This is a genomic window from Rathayibacter sp. AY1A4, assembly GCF_002930955.1.
In the GTDB taxonomy this organism is placed as follows: domain Bacteria; phylum Actinomycetota; class Actinomycetes; order Actinomycetales; family Microbacteriaceae; genus Rathayibacter.
In genome coordinates, this window is sequence record NZ_PSTN01000015.1 from 63,410 (window position 1) to 86,115 (window position 22,706).

Genomic DNA, 22,706 nt, shown 5'->3' on the forward strand with positions numbered 1-22,706 from the left:
CCGACCGCCACCCCAGGAGGCTCACGAGCCTCAGTCGCGGGGTCGCCGTCGCAGCACGAGGAGCGTCACTCCGATGGCGGCGGCGACCGCGGCGAGAGCGCCGCCGATCCACAGGACGTCCCCGAGGAGTGCCGGGTCCGATCCGGACGTCGCCTGCGCCTCGTCGGCGGACTCGGCCTGTCCTCCTGAGACCGCGACGGTGCCGTTGCAGTCCGGGACCGAGCCCGACCCCTCGGCGAGCGCGGTCCCGTCGGCCGGCGCCCAGTCGAACGCGTACTGGCCCGACACGGGGTGCCCGTCGGTGGACACGACCTGCCAGGTCACCTCGTACTCCCCCGCTGCGCCGAGCTCGAGCGGCATCGACGCTTCCGGCCCGACGACGCTGACGCAGCCGTCGCCGTAGTAGAGCCCGTCCGGCCCGACGACGCGCAGAGCCGCCGCCGTTCCGTCCGTCCCGAGGACGAGCAGGTCGTCGTTCGTCGTCAGCACCAGCGTTTCCGGCTGCTCCGTCACCGTCGAGTCCGCAGCGGGAGTCGTCGAGACGAGGTAGTTGTGCGCGCTGGCGGGCGCCGCCACCGCGATCGAGCCGAGCAGCCCGATCGCGGTCGCGGCGACGAGGGCCTTCCGACGGGTCACGCCGACGCCTGGGGTCCGCGACGGCGGGAGGCGAGCCCGACGGCCACGCCGACCGCGCCGACGACGAGCCCGCCGACTCCGAGGATGCGGGCGAGCACGTCGTCGCCGCTCGTGGCCGTCGTCGCCGAGGCGGTGGTCGCGACCGCGTCGTCACCGTCGCCGTCGTCGTCGTGTCCGCCCCCGTGGCCGGAACCCGCTTCCGCCGCGGTCACCGCGACGGTGGGAGCGGGCAGCTCGGGCTCGTCCTGGCCGTCGACGGTCGGCTGGTCCCAGGCGGTGCTGCCGGTCTCGCACGTCTGCAGCACGGGGAACTCCAGCGTGGAGCCCGCCGCGTCCTCGGGGAGCTGAAGCTGGAGGGCGACGGTGTCGCGGTAGCCGTCGGCGAGGGGCGTCTTCGCCGTGTAGACCACGTCCGAGACCCGCTTGGTCGCGGTGTTCCCGTGGGAGTCGGTGACCGGGTCGGCGATCGCGACCTCGTTCTTCACGACGTCCCAGTTCGGGTTGATCGTCGGGCTGACCGAGTTGATGCCGTCGGGCATCGTGATCGTGAGTCCCGTCGTCGGCGAGCCCTCGCAGCCGTGGGCCAGCGAGAACGTCACCACCGTGTACGAGCCGGCGGCGGTGCTGCTCGCCGCCGCAGTCACGTGGGCGCTGGCCGCCGTGGGCGCGGCGACAGCGAGCGCGATCGATCCGACGGCGACGAGTGCGCCGCTGCCGACAAGGCGGAGCCGCAAGAAGGAAGAAGAAGAAGAAGAACGGGTCATGACGGTCGTGTCCTCGGGGGAGATCCGGCGCGGGGCCGGGAGTTCTGGACGCAGCGCGGGTCCGCGGTGCGTGCGGGGCGCCGACCGGAGCCGCTCCCGCACGGGAGGGGCGTCAGGCGGCGCGGAGGACCTGCAGCGGCGGCCCGCGGTGCCGGAGGATCGAGAGGACCGCGTCGAGGGATCGAGGCGCCCGCGGCTCGGGGGTGCCCGTCATCGAGACGCCGGGGGCCGACGGGAGCGCGACCGCGGACGCGCGGGCGACGATCCCCACGACGACGCGCTGGAGGCTTTCTCCCAGCGTCCAGAAGAGGCGCTCGCCGTACCGGAACGCCGCGATCGTGAAGGCAGCCGCAGCAAGGTGGGCGACGAGCATCACCGGAGCGTGAGCCGCGTGTCCGCCTCCGCCGGCGATCAGCTCGATGGTCGACCCGTCGTGGAAGTGCGCGCCGGTGCCCGTCGTCCCGACCACGCTCACCTCCCCACCGCTGCCCGTGATGAGGAAGAGGCCGTGGTACGCGATCTGGCTGAGGAGCACGGAGAGCGTCAGCCGGGGAAGGGACAGACGGCGCCCCGAGAGGAGGACGCAGACGACGACGGCGAACGCCGCGGCGAGGGCGAGCACGGCAGGAGCTGGGGTCTCGGCGCCCGCGAGCGTGTGGGAGGCGGCGGCCGTGGCGGTCGCGGCGAGAGCGGCGGCGACGCCGCGAGCCACTCGTGCACCTCGGGTCTGCACTCGCCCGTCCTCTCGTCGTCGCGTCGACGCGTGCGCGCCACGTCTCCAGGGTAATCGACGCGGCGGAGCAGCTCCCCGCCGTCCCCGTTCCCTGCCGTTACGAAGCCGTTACCTAGATCACCGAAAGAAATCCAAACCCCCGCAGGGAGGGCTCCGAACACATGTCAACGGCCGCGAAACGGTCCACACAGAACAGGTCCTCCGCATCACGTGGGGGCCGTCTCACGAAGGAGTTATCCCATGCGATCCACCAAGCGTTCCGCCCTCGCCGCATTCGCCCTGCTGGGCACCGCCGCCCTCGGCCTCACCGCCTGCTCGAGCGGAAGCGGCTCGACCACCGCCGCCAGCGACGCGGCGACCGAGATGTCGACCCCGATGGCCACCTCGTCGGCCTCCGCCTCCTCGACCCCCATGGCGACCATGGACCCGGCCGCGAACCTCGTCGGTCCCGGCTGTGCCGCCTACGCCGAGCAGGTCCCGGACGGCGCCGGCTCGGTCGAGGGCATGTCGCTCGACCCCGTCGCGACCGCCGCGTCGAACAACCCGCTGCTCACCACCCTGACCGCTGCGGTCTCCGGTGGCCTCAACCCCGACGTCAACCTCGTCGACACGCTGAACAGCGGCGAGTTCACCGTCTTCGCCCCGGTCGACGACGCGTTCGCCAAGCTCGACGCCGCGACCGTCGACTCCCTCAAGACCCCCGAGGGCGCCGCCACGCTGTCCTCGATCCTGACCTACCACGTCGTCCCCGGCCAGATCGCCCCTGACGCGATCGCCGGCGACCACGCCACCGTCCAGGGTGGCAACCTCACCGTCACCGGTTCCGGCGACGACCTGAAGGTCAACGACGCGTCCGTCATCTGCGGTGGCGTCCAGACCGCCAACGCGACCGTCTACCTCATCGACACCGTGCTGACCCCCCCGGCCAGCTAATTCCCCTCACCGGCTCCGGCCGGTGAACACGCCGAAGGGCGGGCACCTCGCGGTGTCCGCCCTTCGGCGTTCGTGCGTGCAGAAGCCCTCCGCGAAGCCGGGCACTGCAGAGTCGTCCAGCACAGAGTCGTCCAGCACAGAGTCGTCCAGCACAGAGTCGCGCAACGCAGCGCCGCCCCACGGGAATCCGTACAGCGCGGAGCCCTGCGCAGTGCGGAGTCGGAGGGTCACCACGATCCGGCACTCGCCGTCACGCCGCACCACAGCACCCACCACGAAAGACGACGAGGTGCGGACCCCGATGCAGGGGTCCGCGCCTCGTCGTCGTGCGGTCGGCGGCTACTCGGCCGGGGCGCTGATCTCGCGCAGGACGCGGTCGCCGGGGCGGGCCTCGATCATCTCGGCCTCGATCTCGGCACGGTCGAGCAGCTCCTCCATGCGGCGGCGGCGGTTGCGCGTGATGAGCGTCACGACCGTGCCCGTCTTGCCCGCGCGGCCGGTGCGGCCGGAGCGGTGGAGGTACGTCTTGTACTCGTCGGGAGCGTCCGCCTGGATCACCAGGTCGATGTCGTCGACGTGGATGCCGCGCGCGGCCACATCGGTCGCGACCAGCACGTCCACGCGTCCGCTGGTGAGCAGTGCGAGGTTGCGGGTGCGGCGCGACTGGTTGAGGTCGCCGTGGAGGCTCGTCGCGGGGATGTCCGCGTGGTCGAGCTGCTCCGCGAGCTGCTCCGCGAACGCGCGGGTCCGGGCGAAGATCAGCGTCTTGCCCTGGCGGGCGGCGAGCTGCTCGATGATCTCGGCCTTGTCGCGGTGCTCGATCAGGAGCACGCGGTGGTCGATGGTCGAGGACGCCTGGTCCTCGCCGGCGACCTCGTGGACGCTCGGCTCGACCAGGAACTCGTCCACGAGCGTCGCGACGCCCTTGTCGAGCGTGGCCGAGAACAGCAGCCGCTGGCCGCCGTCGGCGGTCTGGCGGAGGATGCGCTGCACGGGCTCGAGGAAGCCGAGGTCGCACATGTGGTCGGCCTCGTCGAGCACCGTGATGGTGATGTTCGAGAGGTCGAGGCGGCCCTGCTCGACGAGGTCCTCGAGGCGGCCCGGCGTCGCGATGACGATGTCGACTCCGCGCTGGAGGGCTCCGACCTGCTTGTACTGGGGGACGCCGCCGTAGATGGTCGTCGTGAACAGGCCGACGGAGCGGGCGATCGGCTGGATCGTCCGGTCGATCTGCATGGCGAGCTCGCGGGTCGGCGCGAGGATGAGCGCCCGCGGAGCGCGGCCCGGCTTGCGGCCCTTCGCTCCGTTGTTCTCCATCAGCCGCTCGACGACGGGGGCGCCGAAGGCGATGGTCTTGCCGGAGCCGGTCTTGCCGCGTCCGAGGACGTCCTTGCCGGCGAGCACCTCGGGGATGGTCGCGGCCTGGATCGGGAACGGCGCGGCCGCTCCGAGCTCGGTCAGCATCCGGACGATGTTCCCTCCCAGGCCGAGGTCGCCGAAGGTGACGCCCTCGACGTCGACGGCGAGCGTGGCCGTCGCCTCGAGGCGCTCGAGCACGACGTCGTCGGCCTGGTGCGGCGCACGGGCGTCGCGGCTGGGGTAGAAGTCCGAGCCGGAGTCGCGGCGCGAGGGCCGGGAGTCGCGGTCGAACGAGCGGGTCGGGCGGTCGCCGCGGTCGTGGCCGCGCGAGGGACGCGCGTCCCGGTCGAAGGAGCGGGCCGGACGGTCGCTGCGGTCGAACGAGCGGGCGGGACGCTCGGTGCGGTCGTAGCCGCGCGAGGGGCGCTCGTCGCGGTCGCCGGTGCGGGCGGGACGGTCGTCGCGTCCGTAGGAGCGGGCCGGACGATCGTCGCGGTCGTTCGAGCGGGCCGGACGCGCATCGCGGTCGAAGGAACGGGCCGGGCGGTCGCTCCGGTCGAAGGAACGCGCAGGACGGTCGTCGCGTCCGTAGGAGCGGGCCGGACGATCGTCGCGATCGTTCGAGCGGGCCGGACGCGCGTCACGGTCGAAGGAACGGGCCGGACGGTCGCTCCGGTCGAAGGAACGCGCAGGACGCTTATCGCGCCCGTAGGAACGCGCCGGACGATCGTCGCGGTCGTTCGAGCGGGCCGGACGCGCATCGCGGTCGAAGGAACGGGCCGGACGATCACTGCGGTCGAAGGAACGCGCCGGACGCTCATCGCGATCGTTCGAGCGGGCCGGGCGTGCGTCGCGGTCGTACCCGCGGGCCGGACGCTCGTCACGGTCGTTCGAGCGGGCCGGACGCGCGACGCGGTCGTAGCCGCGCGAGGGCCGCTCGTCGCGGTCGTTCCCGCGAGAGGGCCGATCGGCGCGCTCGGTGGCCCGCTCGGCGCGCTCGTCGGCGTTCCAGCGCGCCTTCTTGGGGGCGTTCTCGTCGACGGCGCGGAAGCCGCGGTGGCCCTCGCTGCGCGAGCCCGGCTTGGCGCCGGGGAAGCGCGAGCGGCCGCCGAGCTGGGACTTGCCGCTCGAGGCGCCGAAGCGGTTGGGCTCGAAGTTCTTGGCCGGACGTCCGCCGGCGGGCTTCTTGTTCTTGGGCATGGCAGTTCTTCCTGGGTTCAGGTCGTGCGCGAGGAGGCGACGCCGGAGGAGCCCCGTCGTGAGGGGCGTCCGTGCGCTGGACTGCTGCGGGGCAGCAGGGGGAGAACCCGGGCGAGTCATTGACCGGGGCCGATTCACACATGTGATTCGTCTCACGACGACTGTCGGAGACTCGGCCCACTTGACTAACAAACCCATCCGCACGAGAACGCACGGTGTCAAGAGCCGACCGAGCGAGTCTACACGCGGCCCCGGAGCCTGGCTAGGGCGGGGAGACGTGCGGCCAGGAGCCGCTCAGGTCGGGAGCCGCGAAGCCTAGGAGCCGCGAAGCCCGGGAGTCGCGCACCTCCGCAACCGGTCCCCCGCGGAGTCGCCCCGCATACAGCCCCCCGGCCCCGAGCCGCAGCACGATCGACGCGCGCCCGCGCGCAACGACCGCCCGTCCGCTACTGCGACGCCCGCCGAGCCCGGTACGCGGCCACGTTCGCGCGATTGCCGCAGTTGCCCGTGTCGCAGTAGCGCTTCGAGCGGTTGCGGGAGAAGTCCACGAGCACCGCCTCGCAGTCCTCCGCCGCGCAGACGCGGATCCGCTCGCGCTCGTCGCCGCGGATCACGTCGACGAACGCCATGGCGGCCTCGACCAGGATGCGGGTGGCGAGCGGGCTCTCGTCGCGCGTCGCGTGGAGGTGCCAGCCGTAGGGTCCGTGCCGGACCAGCTGCGGGAGCGCGCGGCCGGAGTCGAGCATCCCGTTGACGACGGGGACGAGGTCCTCCTCGGCCCGCGTGAGCCAGAGGGTGCGGAGGGAGGAGCGGATCGCCCGCACGGCCTCCAGCTCCTCGGCCGATCCGTCGCGGCTGCCCGTGTACCGGTTCTCGAGGAGGAAGTCGTCCAGCTGCTCGATCGTCGCCATATCGTCTTCGCCGGACGGCGACAGCTCGGGGAGCGTGTTGACGAGGGTTGCGGTGGAGGTGAGCGACGCCTCGACGTCATAGGCGAACACCATGTTGACTCCTGACAGTGCGGCTCAGTAGTGTGCGATCAGCTCGCTGTCACGAGTGTAATCCTTTTGACTCCTGAAGGAGCCGGCCATGACCGCCGAGAGCACTGCTGCCGTCACCCTCCCCGCCGCGAGCGCGCCCGCGCCTGCACGGCGCCTCGGCTCCGGCCTCGTCGCGGCGCTGGCCGCGTCGGCGGCGTTCGGTCTGGGCGGGCCGTTCGTGAAGCCGCTCCTCGAGGCGGGCTGGACGCCGGCGTCCGCGGTCCTCTGGCGGGCGGGCGGCGCGGCCCTGATCCTCGCGATCCCGGCGATCCTGTCCCTCCGCGGCCGCTGGCCCGTGCTCCGCCGCAACCTCGGCACGATCGCCCTCTACGGAGTCTTCGCCGTGATCGCCGCGCAGCTCTGCTTCTACAGCGCGATCGAGCACATGTCGGTCGGCGTCGCCCTGCTGATCGAGTACCTCGCGCCGGTGTTCCTCGTCCTCTTCGCCTGGGCGCGCACGCGCCGGCACCCCGGCCGCTTCACCCTCGCCGGCTCCGCGCTCGCGCTCGGCGGCCTGGTGCTCGTGCTCGACCTGTCCGGCGAGTCGACCCCCGAGCTGGTCGGCATCGCCTGGGCGCTGACCGCCTCGCTCGGCCTGTGCGTCTACTACGTCATCGCCGGCCGGGTGGATCCGGAGCTGCCGCCGATCGCGCTCACGGCGGGGGCGATGACGGTCGGCACCGCGATCCTGCTGGCACTCGGGGCGCTCGGCGTCACACCGCTGCGCGCGACCTTCGGAGAGGTGGTCTTCGTCGGAGCGGAGGTCAGCTGGCTCCTCCCCGCGGGCGTGATCCTCGGCATGTCGACGGTGCTGGCGTATCTGCTCGGGATCGAGGGCGGACGCCGTCTCGGCACGCGGATCGCCTCCTTCGTCGGGCTGACGGAGGTGCTGTTCTCGATCGCGGCCGCGTGGCTGATCCTCGGCGAGCTGCCCGCGCCGATCCAGTTCGGCGGCGGCGCGCTGATCCTCGCGGGGGTCGTCCTGGTCCGGCTGCAGCGCGAGCCCGGCACCCCCTGATCGCGGGGGTGCCGCATCCGGGGCGCCGGGCACCCCGTACGCTGATCGCACTTATGCGCGAGCCCACCCGATCCCCGCGACGCGTCGCCGCGGTCCTGGCCGCCCTCGCACTCCTCCTCTCGGGCTGCGCGAGCACCACTCCCGTCTCGGAGCCGGTGGCGCAGGCGCTCGGAGCGGCACCCGCACCCGACTGGTCCGGCGTGAGCGTGACGGCCGACGTCGTCTACGACGCGAGCACCGGGCAGAGCGTCGACGTCTGCTCCTCCCCTGCCCCGTCGGCGGAGCCGCGGCCCGCCGTCCTCGTCGTGCACGGCGGCAGCTGGGCCCGTGGAGGCAAGGCCGACGCGAACTGGCGCCCGATCTGCCAGTGGCTCGGATCGGAGGGATTCGTCGCCGTCTCGGTCGACTACCGCCTCGCGCCCGCCGCCGTGTTCCCCGCGCAGCTCGACGATGTGACGGCCGCCCTCGACTGGCTGCTCGAGCCGGAGCAGACCGCGCGCTTCGGCATCGATCCGGAGCAGGTGGCGGCCTTCGGCGGCTCGGCCGGCGGCAACCTCGCCTCTCTGATCGGCACGCTGCCGGCGACCTCGTCGCGCCTGGCCGCCGTGGTCGACCTGAGCGGCCCCTCCGATCTCAGCGCCGCCGGCCTCGCCGACGACGAACCGGTGGTCGGAGTCGCGGCCGCCGTGCGCAGCTACCTCGACTGCGCGGACCTCGCCTCCTGCCCCGCTGCGACCGCCGCCTCGCCCCTCGCGCAGGTGGACGGCTCCGAGCCGCCGTTCCTCATCGCGCACGCGGCGCACGAGCGGGTCGCGCTCAGCCAGTCGACCCGCTTCGCGGAGGCGCTGCGCGGAGCGGGCTCGAGCGTCGACCTCCTCGTCCTCCCCGGCTCGCTGCACTCGATCGCGCTCCTCGACGACGCTCTGCGTGCTCGGGTCGTCGAGTTCCTCCGCGCCCACCTGGGCTCGTGAGCGGAGTCGTCGTCCGCCTCGAGGACGCAGCCGCAGCGGAGGGCCTCCTCGCCGCGGTCCCACCCCCGCACGCCCGCGTCCTGATCGCCCGGATCGACGGGGCGGCGGCCGGCGTGCTGGTGCTCGCTCCCGGCCCGGACGACTTCGCCGAGGTGCTGGAGCTCGTGGTCGCCTCCGTCCACCGGCGCACGGGAGTCGCCCGACGGCTCGTCGCGGCGGCGGAGTCGTGGGCGCGGGTGCAGCGGATTCGCACGCTGCGCCTGGCCGCCGCTCCGGAGCTCGCCCCAGCGGCCGGGGCGCTCGGCTTCACGGCGATCGACGGCTTCGGAGCCCACGTCGGCGACGACGCGGTGCTCTGCTTCGCGCGTCCGGTCTGAGCAGCGCCCGCTCCGAGGCGTGCCCGGTCCGAGGAGCCCGGCCCGAGGGCCCGTCCGGTCGGAGGCCGACACGGCAGGACGCCCGCTCCGATCCGAGTGCCGCTCCCGGGAGGCGGCCCCGCCCTCGTCCGGCGCGCACCCCCGCCGTCAGTCGATCGAGCAGCCCTGCTCGTCCGACAGCGCCCGCTGGATCCGGGCGCGGTGCTCGTCCGACATCGGCGGCAGCGCGTCGGGCGCGAACCAGCCGACCTCGGTCGACTCGTCGTCCGCGACGTGGGCCTCCCCCGAGATCCAGCGGCAGCGCACCACGTGGTCGAGGTATTGCGAGCGGTCCCCGTTGGGGTACTGCATCGGCGGGAGGGTGTGCACCTGCACGAGGCGCTCGACCTCGATTTCGACGCCCGCCTCCTCCTGCGCCTCGCGGCGGGCGGTCCCGGCGACGGTCTCGCCCGGGTCGATGATCCCGGTGACGGCCGTCCAGGCGCCGGTGTCGGCGCGCCGGACGAGCAGGACCTCGAGCGCCGGCTCCTCGCGGAGGATCACCGCGGTCACGCCGGTGAGCCAGAGCAGCTCGGTCCCGATCCGCTCGCGCAGCCGCAGCACGAAGTCGGGAGTCGCCATCAGTGCTCTTCGGGTCGGAAGTCGAATGCGACGATGCCGGCCGTGTCGACGAACGGCCCGACGAACTCCTTGAACGCGTCGTGCGCCGGATCCCAGTGCGCGGGGTCCTCGACGGCCGGCCGGCCCAGGTAGTAGTGCAGGTCGCCCTCGGAGGAGAAGGTCAGCAGGAACGCGCGGTCGAAGCCCTCGCCCGCGCCCTCGATGCTCAGCTGCGGCCCGGTCTCGATCGACTCGATGTAGGGCCGTCCGTCGCGGACGCACTCGTCGGCCAGGGCGAGGAAGCGGCGGGTGACCTCGTCCGCCTCGGCGACCAGCGCCGTCGGGCGGAAGCGGATCAGGACGAGGTGCCGGAGTGTGCCCGGGCGGAAGTCGCGGGCGACGAAGCGCTCCGGACCGATCTCGTCGAGGACCGCGGTGGCGCGCTCCGGGCCGCTGCGCCAGCGCGAGCCGACCGTCTCGGCCGCATCCCTGATGTCCGTCATGCCGACGCCTTCCCGGCGCGGGCGGCACGCCGCCGCTCACGATACCCCTCGACCAGGTTGTAGACGACGGGCAGGACCACGAGGGTCAGCACCGTCGAGGACACCAGGCCGCCGATCACGACGATCGCCAGCGGCTGCGAGATGAAGCCGCCGTGGCCCGTGATCCCCAGCGCCATCGGCAGCAGGGCGAAGATCGTCGCGAGGGCGGTCATCAGGATGGGCCGGAGCCGCCGCTCGGTGCCGTGCAGCAGCGCCTCCCGCACCGGCATCCCGCGGTCGCGGTACTGGTTCACCAGGTCCACGAGCACGATCGCGTTCGTGACGACGATGCCGATCAGCATCAGCACGCCGATCAGGGACGGCACGCCCAGCGGCACGCCGGTGATCACCTGCAGGAGGATCGCGCCGGTCGCCGCGAACGGCACCGACACGAGCAGGAGCAGCGGCTGCAGGAGCGAGCGGAACGTCGCCACCATCACGACGTAGACGATCAGGATCGCGACCAGCAGCGCGATGCCCAGCTGCGAGAACGCGTCGGCCTGGTCGGCGGTCACTCCGCCGAGGGAGGCGTCGACACCGGCCGGAAGCGCCGTCGCGTCGATCGCGTTCTGCACGGCGACGTTGGCCGAGGCGAGGTCGTCGCCCTCCGGGGTGACGGTGATGGTCGCGGTGCGCTGGCCACGCTCGGTGGTGATGCTCGCCGGACCGTCCGTCTGCTCGACCGCCGCGAGGGTGGAGAGCGCGACGGTGCCGGTGAGGGTCGGCACCTCGAGGTTCCGCAGCTCGTCCACGGTGGCCGGCGGCTGCCCGTCGGCCAGGTAGATCGAGAGGGTGCGGTCGTCGATCACGACGCTGCCGACCTGGCTGGGCTGGAGCGCCTGGCTGACGATCGTGCCCACGGCGACCTCGCTGAGACCCGCCCGGGCCGCGGCGTCGCGGTCGACCCGCACCGCGATGTAGGGCAGCGAGGAGGAGAGGTTGCTCTCGGCCTGGCTGATCCCGTCGGTCCCGCGCAGGGCCTCGAGGAGCTGATCGCTCGCGCTCTGGAGGTCGCTCTGCGAGGCGGTCGAGAGGTCGACCTCGATGTCCGAGGAGGCGCCGAAGCCGGAGGAGGCGGCGACGCTGATGTCCTCGGCCGAGGCGACGCCCGACAGCGCGTCGCGGACGTCCGCCTGCACGGCCTCCTGGTCGGCCGACTCGTCGGTGGTGACGGAGTAGCGGATCGAGGTGCCGCCGCCTCCCCCGCCGAACGCGCTCTGCAGGCCGCCGGAGGAGCCGACGGTGAGCTGGACGGTCTCGACGCCGTCGACGCCGAGGATCGCCGTGCTCGCCTGCTGCGCCGTCGCGTCCTGCGCGTCGAGGCTCTGGCCGACGGGGACCGTCTGGGTGACGGTGAAGGTGTCCTGCCCGCTGGAGCCGAGGAAGTTCGTCTTCATCAGCGGGTACAGCGCACCGGTCCCGACGAGCACGAGCAGCGCCAGGAGGACGGTGACGACCGAGTGCTTCAGCGTCCAGTGGATGATCGGGCCGTAGACCGACTGCAGCCCGCGCGCCCGGCGGGGAGCGGCGTGGGCGCCGTGGTGCGGGGCCTCCTCGACCGGCGCGGCGGTGTCGGCCGGGACGCCCGAGGCGGGTGCCCCTCCGGCCGCCGCGCGCTCCTCCGCGAGCGCCGCCTGCGCGGCCTGGCGCACCGCCGGCCGCTTCGAGGGGCGGAGGAACCAGTAGGCCAGCACCGGCACGATCGTCAGCGCCACCACGAGGGAGGCGAGCAGGGCGATCGACACGGTCAGCGCGAAGGGCCGGAACAGCTCGCCCGTGGTGCCGCCGACGAACGAGATCGGCAGGAACACCGCGACCGTGGTGATCGTGGAGGCGGTGATCGCGCCGGCGACCTCGCGGACGGCGACCGCGATGGTCCGGGCCCGGTCCTCGCCCGCGTCGAGGTGCCGCTTGATGTTCTCGATCACGACGATGGAGTCGTCGACCACACGGCCGATCGCGATGGTGAGCGCGCCGAGGGTCAGGATGTTGAGGGTGTAGCCGGCCGTCTGCAGGCCGATGAAGGTGATCAGCACCGAGGTCGGGATCGAGATGGCCGTGACGAGGGTCGAGCGCACCGAGAGCAGGAACAGCAGGATCACCAGCACGGCGAAGACGAGGCCGAGCGCCCCCTCCTGCGCGAGCGACGCGATCGACTCCTGGATGTAGGGCGCCTGGTCGAAGACCGGGGTGAAGGCGGCGTTGTCGCCGATCGACTCCTCGAGGTCCGGGAGCAGCGCGGCCACGCCGGTCGACACGTCGACGGTGTTCGCGGCCGGGAGCTTGGTGATCGAGAGGGTCAGGGCGGGCTGGCCGTTGACGCGCGAGATCGAGGTGACGGGGGCGTCGGTGACGGCGACCGTCGCGACGGAGCCGAGGGTGGTGACCGTCGGCTCCGCGGTCACGGCCGCGCCTCCCGCCGCCGCTCCGACGTCGGAGCCGCCGACCGAAGCGCCGGAGCCCGCGGAGGCACCCGCGCCCGCTGACGCACCGGCGCCGCCCGCACCCGCGGAGGCACCTGCGGACGGCAGCAGCGGCAGCGCCGCGATCGCGTCGGTCGAGTCGAGCTTGACGCCCGACTGCACCGAGAAGGTCGAGCCGTCCTGGGTGATCTGTCCGCCCGCGACGAGCACGCCGTTCTGCTGCAGGGCCGAGCGGATGTCGCCGGTCGAGAGGCCGGCCGCGGCGAGCGCCGCGTCGTCCGGGGTGATCGTCACGCGCTGGGCGGTCTCGCCGACGAGCGCCGCCTCGCGCACGCCCTCGACCTTCTCCAGGTCCGGGATGACCGTGGTGCGCAGGCGCTCGGCCAGCGCGTCCGCGTCGCCGTCGCTCGAGACGGCGAGCTGCAGCACCGGCAGGTCGTCGAGGGAGCCGGTGACCACCTGCGGGTCGACGCCGTCCGGGAGCGTGCTCTTGATCCGGTTGATCGCCTGCAGGATCTTCTGCTCGGCGGTGGCGAGATCGGTGCCGTAGGTGAAGGACGCCGAGATGAGGGAGGAGTCCGTGGAGGACGTCGCGCTGGTCGTCTCGAGCCCCGGCACCCCCTGGATGGCGGTCTCGATCGGCGTCGAGACGTCGTCGTTGACCACCTCCGGAGCGGCGCCCGGATAGGACGTGACGACGGCGAGCTGCGGGAAGGAGATCGACGGCGCGAGCTCCTGCTTGAGCCCGGTCAGGGCGACTCCGCCGAAGACGGCGATGACGACGGTGACGAGCGCGATGAGCGCCCGGTTCTTCATGCTGAGGACCGCGAGGAGATGCACCCTCCGAGTCTTCCATCAGCCGACTGAGTGTTGGGATGGACGCGGCGTTCCGGGGCGCGCGACGGGGCGACCGGCGCCACCGGCCGGCCCCGGACGCCCTCAGCCCAGGCGGACCTCAGCCGTCGACGACCCGACGGGGAGGCTCACTGCAGCGCCCGCCCCCGCGCTCGAGAGCGCGAAGTCCCCGGCGAAGGCCCGGACGCCGACGCGCCCCTCGGCGTCCGTCCGGAGCACCGTCGGCTCGAGCCACCAGTCCCCGCGGATCCGCGAGCGCAGCGCCTCGTAGGCCGGCTTCGGGCTCCCGTCGCGGCGGAGGAACCCGCCCGGCGCTCCGAGCCAGGCGCCGGCGTCGTCGAAGCCCCAGTAGGTGATCGCCTCGACCGCCGGATGCGCGACCAGCGTCTCGTAGTGCCGCACCATCTCGTCCGCCTGCCGCGCCTCCCCCTCCGGAGTGGTCGGCCAGTCCTCGACCACGTGGTCGTTGAGGTCCTCGATCTCGGCGGGCATCAGCTCACCCGAGACGAGGGTGGTCTCGGTCCAGTGCAGCGGCAGGCCGAAGCGCGCGAACCTGTCGCAGATCGCCGTGATCTGCTCCTCCCCGCGGAACCCCTGGTGCATGTGCGACTGCAGGCCGATCGCATCGGGCCGGATCCCGGCCTCGAGCACGTCCTCGATCAGCCGCTCGTACTCGGGCCCGAGGTCGAAGTCGTTCAGCACGAGCACCGGTCCGGTGCCGAGGCTGCGCGCCTCCGAGAAGGCCAGCTCGACCATGCCGACGCGTCCCTTCTCGCGGGCGAGGCGGGTGACGGCGTTCGTCACGCCGTCCGGCTCGTTCGCGAAGCGCGGCATGATGACGACCTCGTTGATCGCGTCCCAGGTGTCGATCAGCCCGGCGAAGGCGCCCACCTCCCGGCGGATGCGCGCGCGGAGGAGCTGCTCGGCCTCGTCCAGCGGCAGCGCGTCGAGCCACTCCGGCTTCACGTAGTGCCAGACCAGCGGGTGCCCCTTCAGCCGGACGCCGTCCGCGGCGAGCGCGCGCGCCTCGGCGAGCACCTCCTCCGTCGCTGTGCGGCCGCGCTCCGGCTCGAAGCGGCCCCAGTAGACGGGGAGCGTCGCCGTGTCGAACAGGTCGAGCCAGAGCCGGCGCTCCTCGGCGCGCGCAGGGTCGGTGCTCGGAGGGGTGCAGCCGAAGGCGAAGGCGTGGCGGCGCTGCTCGACCGTCACGTCGGCGTGGGCGAGCGGAGCGCCGTCGGCACCGAGGACGGTGACGAGGGCGTCGGCGAGACGGGGGCTGAAGTCGGTCATGCGGGGCCTCTCAGGCGGGGTGGCACTCGTCGAGCGCCGTGTACTCGGATCGGGTGAGCGGGAGGACCGCTCCGTGCTTGGTGTCCTCGGGCAGGTCGAACTCCTCCGCGAGCTCCCAGCGGCCCGAAGCCGGGTCGGTGCTCGTGTAGGCGCGGTAGCCGTAGGGGCGGAGGGCGTACTGGTCGACCCAGAGCGACCAGCGCTCCTCGCGGTGGTGCCGGAAGACCAGCGGCCCCTCGATGCTCGGGCCGAGCTCCTGCCCGATCCCCCGGGCGACGGTGGCGAAGTCGTCCGCGAGGAGGGAGGAGCCGACCTGCTGGAACACCTGCATCGTGTCGGGGGCCTCGTCGTGCTGCTTGGCGAAGCGGTGGACGGCCGTGCCCTCGATCAGCAGCGTCATGTCGATCACTCCGCCGGGAAGCCGCAGGTAGGTCTCGGGCTCGGTGAACGTGCGGAAGTCGCGCGTGCGGGACATCAGGATGCGGCTGTCGCCCGTCTCGCCGGTGGCGGGGTCGCCGTCCTCTGCCAGGCCGGAGGACCAGTGCACGAGGAAGTCGCCCGAGACCGGGTCGTAGACGGACTCCGGCGCCCAGGCCATGCCCGCGCCCTCGGGAGCGACGGCGACCGCGCGCGGCTCGGACCACTCGAGGAGGTCCGGGGAGTCCCAGACCACGAGGTCGCGGCTCCCCCGGTGCCGGTAGAGGTCCCAGTCCGGGCCCTCGGGCCGCCAGACGCGGAGATCGGTGGCGACGAGGTGGAAGCCCCGCGGCCCGCGGACGATGTGGGGGTCGCGGACGCCGCCCGTGCCGCCGGTCCACTCCAGCACCGGCCCGAGCGCGCGCCAGCGCAGCGGATCGTCGCCCCGGCTGAGCGAGAGGAAGATCTTCTCGCTGTGGCCGGTCCGGTCCTCCACGAAGTGGACCAGCAGGTAGCCGTACCCGTCGCTCATGAGAGAACGATCTCACACGCCCGGCGGGCACTCCACCTCAGACCACGTCGGCGAGGTACCCCGGGTCGGCCGCCGGGTGCCGGGCGACCTGCGCCCACGCCGTCGCGAGCGCCTCCACGGCCCGGTCGGTCGCCTCGGGCGAGTAGCCGATCGGGATGCGGAGGAACCGCTCGAAGGCGCCGTCGATCCCGAAGCGCGGGCCCGCGGTGATCAGCAGGCCCGCCGTCCGGGCGGCGAGCGCCAGCTGCGAGCTCGCCGGCCGGCCCAGGCCCACCCAGGTGGAGAGGCCGCCCGAGACCCGCGGCACGCTCCACTCCGGGATCGCGCGCGCCAGGGCCGCCTCGAGGTGGTCGCGGCCGGCGCGCAGCTGCGAGCGCCGCAGCTCCAGCACGCCGTCCATACGGCCGAGCATGTCCGCGACCAGGAGCTGCTCCAGGATCGGCGTGCCGAGGTCGCTCGCCGAGCGCGCCAGCGCCAGCTTGCGGATCACCGCCCGCTCGGCGCGGATCCAGCCGATCCGGATGCCGCCCCACAGTGTCTTGCCGACGGAGCCGATCGAGAGCACCGTCCCCTCGGGCCCGTAGGCGGCGAACGGCAGCGGCGTCATCCGCCGGTCGATGTCGAGCTCGGCCGTCGTCTCGTCGGCGATGATCAGGGTCCCCTGCCGGGCCGCGGCGGCGATCGCCCGCTCCCGCAGCTCGGGGGCCATGGAGCGGCCGGTCGGGTTGTGGAAGTCGGGCATCAGGTAGGCCAGGCTCGGGCTCGTGCCGCGCAGCGCGGCGATCAGGCCCTCTCCGTCCCAGCCGTCCGCCCCGTCGACGTTCACCGGCACGAGCCGCGCGCCGGCCAGCCGGAGGGCCTCGTAGGCGTGCGGGTAGGTCGGGGCCTCGATCAGCGCCCGGTCGCCCCGCGCGAGCAGGGTGCGGGCGACGAGCGCGATCGCGTGCTGCGCGCCGATGGTCACCATGATCTGGCCGGGCTCGGTGCGCAGACCCCGCGCGGTGTAGCGCTCGGCGATCGCGCGGCGCAGCACCGGCAGGCCGACGGTGTCGTAGGAGCCGGAGTCGAAGTGCTCGGGGGCCGCCTGCGCCGCGCGGGTGTACGCCTCGGCCAGCTCGGGGACGGCGGGCAGGGCCGCCTTGGTGAAGTCGAGGAAGTCCGGCGCGAGCGAGGGCACCGCGTGCACGGCCGCTCCCGGCAGGCGGGTGACGCTGCCGGAGCCGCGCACGCTGACGAGGTAGCCGCTGTCGCGCAGCTCGCGGTACGCGGCGGCCACGGTCGTGCGGCTGACGCCGAGGCGGGCCGAGAGCTCGCGCTCGGCGGGCAGGCGGCTGCCCGCGGGGATGCGGCCGTCGATCCCGAGGAGGCGGATCCGGTCGGCCAGAGCGAGGTAGGCGGGCCGGGTGCCGCGCTGCTCGCGCCAGTCGCCGAGGAGGGTCTGCAGGGCGCGCGCGCCGAAGTGGACATCAGCCATGCGTCCAAGGTAGCCGGATTGGACCGCGCGAAGAAGGCCAATGTCGCGCTGTGATGAGTCCATGACCCTCACCGCTCCCGTTGCCGCCGCCGCTCCCCCAGCGGGCCAGTGGCGCCTCCGACCCGTGCCGCGCCTGCTGGTGGGCCTGATCCTCTACGGATTCGCCGACGCGATGATGATCCGCGCGGCGATCGGCGTGGACCCGTGGACCGTCTTCGCCCAGGGGGTCGCGCACCAGACCGGGCTCGGGATCGGACTGCTCACGAACGTGATCGGCCTGCTCGTCCTGCTGCTGTGGATCCCCCTCCGACAGCGGCCCGGTCTCGGCACCGTGCTGAACGTGCTCGTGGTCGGCACGATGATCGATGTCGGGCTGCGCGTGCTGGCGACGCCGGACGAGTGGTGGGCCCGCGGCCTGCTCTTCGCCGGAGGCCTCGTGCTTCTGGCGGTCGCGAGCGGGATCTACATCGGCGCCCACCTCGGTCCGGGGCCCCGCGACGGACTGATGCTGGGCCTGCACACCCGCACGGGCCTGCCGATCTGGGTGGCGCGCTCGGGCGTCGAGCTCACGGTGCTGCTCATCGGCTGGGCCCTCGGCGGCGACGCCGGCCTCGGCACCCTCCTCTTCGCGGTGCTGATCGGGCCGCTCTGCTCGGTGACCCTGCCTCTGCTCGGGGTGCGGAGGCACTGACCCGCGTACGACGGAGGCCCCGCCTCCCGGACCGGTTCCGGGAGGCGGGGCCGTCGCGATCGGATCGGCTAGCGCTTGGCCGCGATCTCCGCACGCATCCGCGACGCCTCGTCGGAGTCCTGGATCGAGGCGATCCCCTCGGTGATCGAGGTGCCCGACGCGGGGGCCTCGTGCTCGTCCGCTCCGAGCGTGGTCTCGTCGAAGGGCGAGCGCCCGCCGAGGACCTCGCGGACCTGCACCATGTCGATCTGCTTGGTCCAGGTGCCCACGAGAAGGGTGGCGACCGCGTTGCCGGTGAAGTTGGTGACCGCGCGGGCCTCGGACATGAAGCGGTCGATGCCGACGATCACGCCGACGCCGTTGACCAGGTCGGGGCGGAAGGACTGGAGGCCGCCGGCCAGCGTGGCCAGGCCCGCTCCGGTGACGCCCGCGGCGCCCTTCGAGGCGATCATCATGAAGAGGAGGAGGCCGATCTGCTCCGGGATCGACATCGGCGCTCCGGTGGCCGAGGCGATGAACAGCGACGCCATCGTGAGGTAGATCGCCGTGCCGTCGAGGTTGAAGGAGTAGCCGGTGGGCACGGTGATGCCGACGACGGGCTTGGAGACGCCGAGGTGCTCCATCTTCGCGATCAGGCGGGGCAGCGCCGCCTCCGAGGAGGAGGTGCCGACGATGAGCAGGTACTCGCGGGCCAGGTACTTCATCAGCGAGAAGATGCTGACGCCGGTCACCAGGCGCAGCAGCAGGCCGAGGACGACGACCACGAAGATCGCGCAGGTGATGTAGAAGCCGATCATCAGGGTGGCGAGAGCGACGACCGCTCCCCAGCCGGTCTTGCCGACGACCGCGGCGATGGCGCCGAACGCGCCGATCGGGGCGACCCAGAGCACCATCGAGAGGATGCGGAAGACCAGGACCTGGAGCTGCTTGATCGCTCCGAGGATCGGCTGGCCCTTGGCGCCCATCTTCTGCAGCGCGAAGCCGACGAGCAGCGCGACGAAGAGGGTCTGCAGGATGCTGCCGTCCACGAGCGAGGAGAACAGCGAGACGGGGATGATCCCGAGGACGAAGTCGCTGGTGCTCTCGGCCTTGAGGTCGCTGGTGTCGTAGGTGGCGCTCGAGATGTCGAGGCCCTCGCCCGGGTGCAGGATGTTGCCGACGACGAGGCCGATCGCGAGGGCGAAGGTCGACATCACGATGAAGTAGCCCAGAGCGAGTCCGCCGACCTTGCCGACCGTGGCGGCCTTCGCGATGGAGCCGATGCCGATGACGATGGTGCAGAAGATGATCGGCGCGATCATCATCTTGATCAGTCCGACGAAGGCCTTGCCGACGGGCTCGAGCGTCGCCGCGAAGGCGGGAGCGACGAGTCCGACCACGACGCCGGCGACCACGGCGATGATGACGGCGATGTAGAGCCAGTGGTTCCGGTCGATGCGCCGCCGGGTCTTCGGAGGGGTGACCGCGGGGATCAGCCGGTCGGACGGCGTCTGAGGCGTCTTCGCCATGGGGGTGTCCTTCTCTTCGTCGAGGTGAGGGGGTAGGACGATGGTGGCCCCGCCTCCGGAGCCCGGCACGGTTGCGTTCATACTGTTCACGGCGGGGCGCCCCGAGCGCTCGCTCACGAGGGAGTGGCATGGTCAGGACGCCGAGCGCACGCGGACCGCGCGGCAGCATCGCCGCGCGCCTGTTCGCCGTGCAGCTGCTGAGCATCCTGCTGATCGCCGCGGCGGCCGTCGCGGTGCTGGCCCTCGACGCGCGGAGCCGGGCGGGCGACGAGGCCGCCCAGCGGAGCCTCGTCGTGGCGCGGACGGTGGCCGACAATCCGTTCGTCCTCGAGTCGACGGCCGGCGCGGATCCCTCCGCGAGCCTGCAGCCGTACGCCGAAGAGGTCATGCGGGACACCGGCGTCGACTTCCTCACGATCATGGCCCCCGACCGCACCCGGTACACCCACCGCGACCGCGACCGGATCGGCCTGCCGTTCCAGGGCACGATCGAGCCCGCGCTGGAGGGGCGGACCTTCACCGAGACGTACACCGGCACGCTCGGGCCCTCCGTCCGCGCCGTCGCGCCGATCGAGGACGCCGACGGCGCGGTCGTCGCGCTCGTGTCGGCGGGCGTCACGCTCTCGGCCGTGGACGCCTCCTTCGCCGCCCGCGTGCAGGTCGTCGCGTGGGGCGCGCTCGGGGCGGTCGCGCTCGGCGCGCTCGGCTCGTGGCTCCTCGCCCGCTACCTGCGCCGCGTCACGGGCGGGCGGGGCCCGGAGCAGATGAGCCAGGTCTTCGCCTACTACGAGTCCGTCCTGCACTCGGTGCGGGAGGGGCTGCTGCTGGTCGACGATCGCGGCCGGCTGGTGCTCGCCAACGACCACGCGCTGGAGCTGCTCGGGCTCGAGGGCGTGCGGACGCCGGTGCCGGTCGCCGAGCTCGATCTCCCCGTCGCCCTGCGCGAGCTGCTGCAGGACGACGAGCCCGTCTCGGACCGCCTGGTCGTGGCCCGGGAGCGGATCCTCGTGGTGAACGAGCGGCCCGCCGCCTCCCCCGGAGCCCGCCCCCTCGGCACGGTCGTCACGCTCCGGGACCGCACCGAGCTGCAGCGGGTGAGCGGCGAGCTGGAGTCGCTGCGCACCCTCTCGGACGCGCTGCGCTCGCAGACCCACGAGTTCTCGAACCGCCTGCACACCATCGCGTCGCTGATCGAGCTCGGCCGCCCCGACGAGGCGCTCGCGTTCGCCGCCGGCGAGCTGAACCTCAGCCAGCGCCTGGCCGACCGGGTCCTCGGCTCCGTGCAGGAGCCGGTGATCGCCGCCCTGCTGCTGGGCAAGGCCGCACAGGCCCGCGAGCGCGGCGTCGAGCTGCACTTCGAGACGCACCTCGAGCCCGGCACGCAGGGGCTGGAGCCCGGGGACCTCGTGACGGTGCTGGGCAATCTGATCGACAACGCCCTCGACGCGGCCGCCTCGTCCGCTCCGGACCGCGAGCCGTGGGTGGAGGTCTACCTCGGCCTCGCGGAGGGCGAGCTGGTGGTGCAGGTGTCGGACAGCGGCCCCGGAGTCGCGAGCGCCGCCGACGTCTTCGCGCGCGGCTATTCGACGAAGGAGTCGGACGGCTTCGGCCGCGGCATCGGCCTGGCGCTGGTGCAGCAGGTGGTGGAGCGGCTCGGCGGCTCGATCGAGGTCTCGCGCCACGTCGGCGCGGTGTTCACGGTGCAGCTGCCGCTGCCCGCGCGGGTGGCGTCGTGATCCGGGTGCTCGTCGTCGAGGACGAGCCTCTGACCGCGAGCGCCCACGCCGACTACGTCCGGCGGGTCGACGGCTTCGAGGTGGCCGCGGTCGCCGGCAGCGGCGCGGAGGCGATCCGGGCCCTGCGCGCGGACCCGGGCATCGCGCTGATCCTGCTCGACATGAACCTGCCGGACATGGGCGGCCTCGACCTCTGCCGGGCCGTCCGGGCGGCGGGCCTGGACGTCGACGTCATCGCGATCACCGCCGTCCGCGACGCCGCGAACGTGCGCGCCTCCGTCGCCGCCGGCATCGTGCAGTACCTGATCAAGCCGTTCGTCTTCAGCGCGTTCGCCGCCAAGCTCGCCAGCTACCGGTCGTACCGCGAGCGGATGCACGGCGCCGACGTCGCCAGCCAGCACGAGGTGGACGGGGCCTTCGCGGCGCTCCGCACCTCCAACGCCCCGGGTCTGGCCAAGGGGCTCTCGGCTCAGACCCTCGAGGCCGTCACCGCACTGCTGGGCCCCGTCGGCCTCTCGGCGGCCGAGCTCGCCACCCGCCTCGACATCTCGCGGGTGACGGCCCGCCGCTACCTCGAGCACCTCGCCGACTCCGGAGTGGCGGACCGCGCGCCCCGCTACGGCTCCCCCGGCCGCCCGGAGCTGGAGTACCGCCGCCGCTGAGCGCGCGTCAGGCGGCCCGCAGCGCGGCGGCGATCTCCTCCTCGATCAGGTCGTGGTTGATCGCCGCGCCCACGCGCAGCCCGTCGGCGGACGAGGCGACGACCTGCGCCATGGGCTCGACCAGCGAGCCCGCGGCGAAGACCCCGGCGACGCCGGTCCGGCCCATCGGATCGACGGCGAGGTGCCGCGCGACTCCCGACGGGTGGTCGGCGAGCTCGAGGCCGAGCCCCTCGGGGAGCCGCCCCTCGACCCGCGGGCCGACGACGAGCGCGTCGAGCTCGTGCCGCCGACCGTCGATCACCACGCCGACCAGGCGGTCGTCCTCGACGAGGACCTTCTCGACGCGGCCCGGCACGAGAGCGATCCCGCGGGCGGCCAGCGCCGCCGCCTCGTCGCCGACGGGCGCGGGTGCGCCGTGGAGCAGGATCGACGTCCGGTCGCTGAGCTGACGGAACATCTGCGCCTGGTGCCCGGCGAACGAGCTGCCGAGCACGCCGATCCGCCGGCCGCGCACCTCGAAGCCGTGGCAGTAGGGGCAGTGCAGGACGTCCCGTCCCCAGCGGGCGCCGAGCCCGGGGATCTCCGGCAGCAGGTCGCGGACGCCGGTCGCGAGCAGGAGGCGGCGCGCGCGGAGGACCGAGCCGTCGGTGAGGGTCGCGGTCACGCCCTCGGCACCCGCGGAGGCGCGGACCGCCTCGCCCTCGACCACCCGGGCTCCGTAGCCCTCGGCCTCGGCGCGCGCCAGGCGCACCAGCTCCGTGGGCGGGACGCCGTCGCGGGTCAGCACGTTGTGGGCACCGGGCGAGGGTGCGTTGCGCGGAGGTCCGCCGTCGACGACGAGGACGTCGCGGAGACTGCGGCCGAGGGCGGTGGCGGCGGCGAGGCCGGCGAAGGAGGCGCCGAGGATCAGGACGTCGGCGGGGGCGGGGGCGGACGGGCCGGTGG

General features: G+C 73.3%; 20 protein-coding genes. 7 read left to right on the forward strand and 13 right to left on the reverse strand.

From position 1 onward, the window contains the following. Positions 1–30: 30 nt before the first annotated feature. From C5B92_RS10485 to C5B92_RS10495, 3 genes are all read right to left on the reverse strand, one after another. Complete coding sequence (locus C5B92_RS10485) at positions 31–636, reverse strand: copper resistance CopC family protein (RefSeq protein ID WP_104255307.1); 606 nt, start codon at positions 634–636, stop codon at positions 31–33. Continuing rightward, complete coding sequence (locus tag C5B92_RS10490; protein WP_104255308.1) at positions 633–1,400, reverse strand: YcnI family protein; 768 nt, start codon at positions 1,398–1,400, stop codon at positions 633–635. The genes C5B92_RS10485 and C5B92_RS10490 overlap by 4 nt, the downstream gene beginning before the upstream one ends. Before the next feature lie 112 nt (positions 1,401–1,512). Beyond that, positions 1,513–2,112, reverse strand: coding sequence for a hypothetical protein (locus C5B92_RS10495; protein ID WP_104255309.1), 600 nt, complete (start codon positions 2,110–2,112; stop codon positions 1,513–1,515). Between the two features lie 261 nt (positions 2,113–2,373). Between C5B92_RS10495 and C5B92_RS10500 the strand changes: the two genes are divergently transcribed. Then, positions 2,374–3,066, forward strand: a complete 693-nt coding sequence (locus C5B92_RS10500; protein ID WP_104223824.1) for a fasciclin domain-containing protein — start codon at positions 2,374–2,376, stop codon at positions 3,064–3,066. A gap of 339 nt (positions 3,067–3,405) precedes the next feature. Here the strand turns inward: C5B92_RS10500 and C5B92_RS10510 are convergent, their stop codons facing one another. Beyond that, positions 3,406–5,625 (reverse strand): DEAD/DEAH box helicase, encoded by a 2,220-nt coding sequence (locus C5B92_RS10510; RefSeq protein WP_104255312.1) that lies wholly within the window; start codon positions 5,623–5,625, stop codon positions 3,406–3,408. Positions 5,626–6,071: 446 nt separating this feature from the next. After that, complete coding sequence (locus C5B92_RS10515; RefSeq protein WP_104255313.1) at positions 6,072–6,629, reverse strand: CGNR zinc finger domain-containing protein; 558 nt, start codon at positions 6,627–6,629, stop codon at positions 6,072–6,074. A gap of 85 nt (positions 6,630–6,714) precedes the next feature. Between C5B92_RS10515 and C5B92_RS10520 the strand changes: the two genes are divergently transcribed. The 3 genes from C5B92_RS10520 to C5B92_RS10530 are packed head-to-tail and all read left to right on the forward strand — an operon-like array spanning position 6,715 to position 9,031. Beyond that, the gene (locus C5B92_RS10520; RefSeq protein ID WP_104255314.1) at positions 6,715–7,683 is read left to right on the forward strand and encodes a DMT family transporter; all 969 of its coding nucleotides are present in this window, start codon (positions 6,715–6,717) and stop codon (positions 7,681–7,683) included. A gap of 53 nt (positions 7,684–7,736) precedes the next feature. Then, positions 7,737–8,654, forward strand: a complete 918-nt coding sequence (locus C5B92_RS10525; RefSeq protein WP_104255315.1) for an alpha/beta hydrolase — start codon at positions 7,737–7,739, stop codon at positions 8,652–8,654. After that, on the forward strand, positions 8,651–9,031 hold the full coding sequence (locus C5B92_RS10530; RefSeq protein ID WP_104255316.1) for a GNAT family N-acetyltransferase: 381 nt from the start codon (positions 8,651–8,653) through the stop codon (positions 9,029–9,031). The genes C5B92_RS10525 and C5B92_RS10530 overlap by 4 nt, the downstream gene beginning before the upstream one ends. A gap of 147 nt (positions 9,032–9,178) precedes the next feature. On the opposite strand, the gene C5B92_RS10535 is transcribed toward C5B92_RS10530, so the two are convergent. The 6 genes from C5B92_RS10535 to C5B92_RS10560 form a co-directional block, all read right to left on the reverse strand. Then, positions 9,179–9,652, reverse strand: coding sequence for an NUDIX domain-containing protein (locus C5B92_RS10535; protein WP_104255317.1), 474 nt, complete (start codon positions 9,650–9,652; stop codon positions 9,179–9,181). Then, complete coding sequence (locus C5B92_RS10540; protein ID WP_104249875.1) at positions 9,652–10,134, reverse strand: Dabb family protein; 483 nt, start codon at positions 10,132–10,134, stop codon at positions 9,652–9,654. The genes C5B92_RS10535 and C5B92_RS10540 overlap by 1 nt, the downstream gene beginning before the upstream one ends. Next, positions 10,131–13,436 (reverse strand): efflux RND transporter permease subunit, encoded by a 3,306-nt coding sequence (locus C5B92_RS10545; protein WP_104255318.1) that lies wholly within the window; start codon positions 13,434–13,436, stop codon positions 10,131–10,133. Before C5B92_RS10545 ends, C5B92_RS10540 begins: the two co-directional genes overlap by 4 nt. Positions 13,437–13,535: 99 nt before the next feature. Continuing rightward, positions 13,536–14,741, reverse strand: a complete 1,206-nt coding sequence (locus tag C5B92_RS10550; protein ID WP_104246897.1) for an endo-1,4-beta-xylanase — start codon at positions 14,739–14,741, stop codon at positions 13,536–13,538. 10 nt (positions 14,742–14,751) lie between these two features. Beyond that, the gene (locus C5B92_RS10555) at positions 14,752–15,690 is read right to left on the reverse strand and encodes a glycoside hydrolase family 43 protein (RefSeq protein ID WP_104274512.1); all 939 of its coding nucleotides are present in this window, start codon (positions 15,688–15,690) and stop codon (positions 14,752–14,754) included. Positions 15,691–15,727: 37 nt separating this feature from the next. Further along, the gene (locus tag C5B92_RS10560) at positions 15,728–17,164 is read right to left on the reverse strand and encodes a PLP-dependent aminotransferase family protein (RefSeq protein ID WP_104257666.1); all 1,437 of its coding nucleotides are present in this window, start codon (positions 17,162–17,164) and stop codon (positions 15,728–15,730) included. Positions 17,165–17,225: 61 nt separating this feature from the next. On the opposite strand from C5B92_RS10560, the gene C5B92_RS10565 reads away from it, so the two are divergent. Beyond that, a complete protein-coding gene (locus C5B92_RS10565; protein ID WP_374952930.1) occupies positions 17,226–17,855 on the forward strand; it encodes a YitT family protein in 630 nt (209 codons plus the stop codon). A gap of 68 nt (positions 17,856–17,923) precedes the next feature. On the opposite strand, the gene C5B92_RS10570 is transcribed toward C5B92_RS10565, so the two are convergent. Then, positions 17,924–19,363: a cation:dicarboxylate symporter family transporter gene (locus tag C5B92_RS10570; RefSeq protein ID WP_104223811.1), complete on the reverse strand. Its 1,440-nt coding sequence runs from the start codon at positions 19,361–19,363 to the stop codon at positions 17,924–17,926. Between the two features lie 128 nt (positions 19,364–19,491). Between C5B92_RS10570 and C5B92_RS10575 the strand changes: the two genes are divergently transcribed. Both C5B92_RS10575 and C5B92_RS10580 read left to right on the forward strand, forming a co-directional pair. After that, complete coding sequence (locus C5B92_RS10575) at positions 19,492–21,099, forward strand: sensor histidine kinase (RefSeq protein ID WP_104260395.1); 1,608 nt, start codon at positions 19,492–19,494, stop codon at positions 21,097–21,099. Beyond that, on the forward strand, positions 21,096–21,761 hold the full coding sequence (locus C5B92_RS10580; protein ID WP_104223809.1) for a response regulator: 666 nt from the start codon (positions 21,096–21,098) through the stop codon (positions 21,759–21,761). The genes C5B92_RS10575 and C5B92_RS10580 overlap by 4 nt, the downstream gene beginning before the upstream one ends. A 7-nt stretch (positions 21,762–21,768) precedes the next feature. Here the strand turns inward: C5B92_RS10580 and C5B92_RS10585 are convergent. Continuing rightward, positions 21,769–22,706, reverse strand: a 938-nt coding sequence (locus C5B92_RS10585) for an NAD(P)/FAD-dependent oxidoreductase (protein ID WP_308471283.1), incomplete at its 5' end; no start/stop codon positions are given.

What these genes read in the sequence shown, in the direction of transcription:
- C5B92_RS10490 (WP_104255308.1), bottom strand. Translation starts at nt 1,400, where the DNA reads ATGACCCGTTCTTCTTCTTCTTCTTCCTTCTTGCGGCTCCGCCTTGTC.
- C5B92_RS10535 (WP_104255317.1), bottom strand. Translation starts at nt 9,652, where the DNA reads ATGGCGACTCCCGACTTCGTGCTGCGGCTGCGCGAGCGGATCGGGACC.
- C5B92_RS10525 (WP_104255315.1), top strand. Translation starts at nt 7,737, where the DNA reads ATGCGCGAGCCCACCCGATCCCCGCGACGCGTCGCCGCGGTCCTGGCC.
- C5B92_RS10510 (WP_104255312.1), bottom strand. Translation starts at nt 5,625, where the DNA reads ATGCCCAAGAACAAGAAGCCCGCCGGCGGACGTCCGGCCAAGAACTTC.
- C5B92_RS10540 (WP_104249875.1), bottom strand. Translation starts at nt 10,134, where the DNA reads ATGACGGACATCAGGGATGCGGCCGAGACGGTCGGCTCGCGCTGGCGC.
- C5B92_RS10515 (WP_104255313.1), bottom strand. Translation starts at nt 6,629, where the DNA reads ATGGTGTTCGCCTATGACGTCGAGGCGTCGCTCACCTCCACCGCAACC.
- C5B92_RS10570 (WP_104223811.1), bottom strand. Translation starts at nt 19,363, where the DNA reads ATGGCGAAGACGCCTCAGACGCCGTCCGACCGGCTGATCCCCGCGGTC.
- C5B92_RS10500 (WP_104223824.1), top strand. Translation starts at nt 2,374, where the DNA reads ATGCGATCCACCAAGCGTTCCGCCCTCGCCGCATTCGCCCTGCTGGGC.
- C5B92_RS10560 (WP_104257666.1), bottom strand. Translation starts at nt 17,164, where the DNA reads ATGGCTGATGTCCACTTCGGCGCGCGCGCCCTGCAGACCCTCCTCGGC.
- C5B92_RS10565 (WP_374952930.1), top strand. Translation starts at nt 17,226, where the DNA reads ATGACCCTCACCGCTCCCGTTGCCGCCGCCGCTCCCCCAGCGGGCCAG.
- C5B92_RS10550 (WP_104246897.1), bottom strand. Translation starts at nt 14,741, where the DNA reads ATGACCGACTTCAGCCCCCGTCTCGCCGACGCCCTCGTCACCGTCCTC.
- C5B92_RS10520 (WP_104255314.1), top strand. Translation starts at nt 6,715, where the DNA reads ATGACCGCCGAGAGCACTGCTGCCGTCACCCTCCCCGCCGCGAGCGCG.
- C5B92_RS10575 (WP_104260395.1), top strand. Translation starts at nt 19,492, where the DNA reads ATGGTCAGGACGCCGAGCGCACGCGGACCGCGCGGCAGCATCGCCGCG.
- C5B92_RS10555 (WP_104274512.1), bottom strand. Translation starts at nt 15,690, where the DNA reads ATGAGCGACGGGTACGGCTACCTGCTGGTCCACTTCGTGGAGGACCGG.